Annotated in this window: 3 protein-coding genes and 1 pseudogene; 2 read left to right on the plus strand and 2 right to left on the minus strand. The window is 69.7% G+C overall.

Annotated features, from left to right (window positions below; genetic code table 11):
- On the plus strand, positions 1-1,563 hold a 1,563-nt coding region (locus NI18_RS18310), incomplete at its 5' end, for a ComEC/Rec2 family competence protein (protein WP_157840575.1).
- Between the two features lie 125 nt (positions 1,564-1,688).
- On the opposite strand, the pseudogene lexA reads toward NI18_RS18310, so the two are convergent.
- Positions 1,689-2,419: pseudogene (lexA, locus tag NI18_RS18315) on the minus strand (transcriptional repressor LexA).
- 68 nt (positions 2,420-2,487) lie between these two features.
- Positions 2,488-2,925 (minus strand): molybdopterin-binding protein, encoded by a 438-nt coding sequence (locus NI18_RS28135; protein WP_347574885.1) that lies wholly within the window; start codon positions 2,923-2,925, stop codon positions 2,488-2,490.
- On the opposite strand from NI18_RS28135, the gene NI18_RS28140 reads away from it, so the two are divergent.
- On the plus strand, positions 2,918-3,076 hold the full coding sequence (locus NI18_RS28140) for a hypothetical protein (RefSeq protein WP_347574886.1): 159 nt from the start codon (positions 2,918-2,920) through the stop codon (positions 3,074-3,076). The genes NI18_RS28135 and NI18_RS28140 overlap by 8 nt on opposite strands.
- Positions 3,077-3,186: the final 110 nt, after the last annotated feature.

Raw genomic sequence — 3,186 nt, forward strand, 5'->3', positions numbered from 1 at the left:
GTCGCGCAGCTTGACGGGAGCGCGGGCGGGATCGCGGCGGCGCTGGCGACCGGCGACGTCGGCGCGATCAGCGACGCGGATGCGGAGGCGATGCGCCGCGCCGGGCTGGCGCATCTCCTTTCGGTAAGCGGCCTCCACATCACCGCGGCGGTCGCCGCGACGATGCTGATCGTGATGCGGCTGCTGGCGCTCAGCCCATGGCTCGCGCTGCACACGCGACTGCCGTTGATCGCCGCGCTTGCCGGTGCCGCAGCGGCGATCGGCTACACCGTGCTGACGGGCAGCCAGGTGCCGACGATCCGCTCCTGCGTCGCGGCGTTGCTGGTGCTGGTCGCGCTGGCGATGGGGCGCGAGGCGATGACGTTGCGGCTGGTCGCGACGGGGGCGATCGCGGTGATGCTCGCGCTGCCCGAATCGCTCGCCGGACCGAGCTTTCAATTGTCGTTTGCCGCGATCACCGCGATCATCGCGTTGCACGAGCATCCCGTCGTCCGTGCCACGTTCGCGCCGCATGACGAGGGCCGCGGCAGACGCCTGTTGCGGGGCGCCGCGTCGCTGCTGCTGACCGGGCTCGTCGTCGAGGCGGCGCTGATGCCGATCGCGGTCTATCATTTCCACAAGGCCGGGCTGTACGGCGCGGTCGCCAATATCGTCGCGATCCCGCTGACCACGTTCGTCGTCATGCCGTTCGAGGCGCTGGCGCTGCTGCTCGACACGATCGGGCTCGGCGCGCCGGCCTGGTGGCTGGTGCAGCATGCGCTTGACGCGCTGCTGTGGCTCGCGCGCGGCGTGGCGCATGCACCGGGCGCGGTCCGCGCGCTGCCGGCGGTTCCCGACGGGGCGTTTGCGCTGATGGTCGTCGGCGGGGTGTGGATCGCGCTGTGGCGGACGCGGTGGCGACGGATCGGAATCCTGCCCTTGGCGGTCGGCGCGATCTGGGCGCTGACGACGCCGTCACCCGATATCCTTGTGACGGGCGATGGCCGCCACGTCGCGGTCCGGACCGCCGCAGGGCTTGCACTTCTTCGCGATCGGGCGGGGGACTATGTCCGCGATACGCTGGCGGAGAATGGCGGGGTCGACGGAGAACCGCTGCTGCTGGCGGATCAGCCCGACGCGCGGTGCAGCCGCGAGCTGTGCTTGACGGATGTCGTCGCGCGGGGGCGGGCGTGGCGTGTGCTGGCAACGCGCAGCGTTTACCGGGTGCCGATCGCCGAGATGCTTGCCGCCTGCCGGCGCGCGGACATCGTCATCAGCGAGCGCGGGCTGCCGCGTGGTTGTACGCCGCGATGGCTGAAGCTCGATCGATCGGTGCTCGCGCGGACCGGGGGGGATCGCGTTGACGTTGACCGCGGGGCGGATGGTGACGGTGCTCAATTCGGGGGGATCGGCACCCGTGGCGCGATCCACCGACGCTGGCGCGGCCGGCGCGACGGTTCAGTGCGGGGGGCGATCAGCGCGGGGTGGCCGGGGGGTGCGGCGTCAGTCCGGTTTCAGGTGCCGGGCCGGGGGGTGGTCAGAGCGATAGGCTGCGACTGTGTATGTCGGGTCATGATCCTGTGAAGGTGGGGCCTCCGATTGGGAGGGCCGCAAATCAGAAACGCGGACGATGGTGCCTGGGGCCGTTGGTCACGAACGCCACTGCCTGTTGCGTGGCGGTGATGACCGCCAGCGCTCCCCGGCATTCGTCAGTCGTAGCGGCGCAGGATTCCCGACAGCTTGCCCTGGACCCGGACCTGTGCGGGCGCATAACGCTGGGGGTCATAGGCGCGGTTGGCCGGGTCGAGCCGGACCATTGCGCCCTCGCGGCGGAAATATTTGAGCGTCGCTTCGCTGTCCTCGATCAGCGCGACGACGATTTCGCCGTCGCGTGCGATCTCGGTGCGGCGGATCAGCGCATAGTCGCCGTCGAGAATGCCGGCTTCGACCATCGAGTCCCCCGAAACCTCCAGCGCATAATGCTCGCCAGTTCCGAGCAGTGCGGCCGGGACAGCAAGCATCGAACTGCCTTCAAAGGCTTCGATCGGGACGCCGGCGGCGATCCGGCCGTGCAGCGGGATCTCGACGACGTCGTTCGCCGCGATGCGGGCGGGCGACGCGGGCGTGGCGCTGGCCGTATCCGGCGCAGATACGGTGCCGGCCGATGCCTTAGCCTCCGACTTCGGCCCCGACTTCGCCGCAGTCTGTGCGATTGCCGCCTCGGGACGCTCAGGCATCCGCAGCACTTCGAGCGCGCGCGCCGGTTGGGCAGGCGTCGGATGAAGTTGCGCTCCTCAAGCGCGCTGATCAGACGGTGCACGCCCGATTTCGATTTCAGGTCGAGCGCGTCCTTCATCTCCTCGAACGAGGGCGACACGCCCGTCTCGGCGAGGCGGTCATTGATGAAGCAGACAAGCTCGTGCTGCTTGCGCGTGAGCATAACGGTTCTCCGTCCGGAACAGACGAGGAACTTCTATGGAACACTTGCAGCTTCGTCAAGCGGTGACGTCACGCGATGACGAGGATTTCCGCCGAGTCGCCCGCCCTTGCCGCCGGCGCGTCGCCGTCGCGGATGATCAGGCAGGACGAACGGGCGAGCGTCAGCAGCATCGAGCTGTCCTGGATGGTCGAGGCATAGGCGCGACCCTCGCGCAGTTCGGCGCGCATATAGTCGGTCCGCGACTGGTTGGGCGGAAGATCCTCGCCGAGCAGCGCATGCGTCGTCTGCGGCAGGGGATCGCGCGCGCCGAGCATGTGCGCGACGACGGGGCGGACGAACAGGATCGCGGTGACGAAGGCGGAGACGGGATTGCCCGGCAGGCCGAGCAGCATCGTCCGGCCGAGCGTGCCCGCCATCATCGGCTTGCCCGGGCGCAGCGCGATCCGCCAGAAGTCGATTGCCCCGCCCGGCCGCCTCGATCGCGGGGCGGACGAGGTCGTGATCACCGACCGACGCGCCCCCCGTGGTCACCAGCAGATCGGCATCGACCCCGGCAAAGGCGTCACGCAGCGTGTCGAGCCGGTCGGGGAGGATTCCGAGGTCGATAATGTCGACGGGCAGGTCGGCGAGCATCGCGGCGAGCATGATGCCGTTTGATTCCGGTAACGGGACGGGGTCGCTGGTCGACCCGGGCGGAACGAGCTCGTCCCCCGTCCGCGGCGACCGCGACGCGCAGCGGGCGGCCGACCACAAGCTTGCCTTCCGCC

This window comes from Sphingomonas sp. Ant20 (assembly GCF_000783375.1).
In the GTDB taxonomy this organism is placed as follows: domain Bacteria; phylum Pseudomonadota; class Alphaproteobacteria; order Sphingomonadales; family Sphingomonadaceae; genus Sphingomonas; species Sphingomonas aerolata.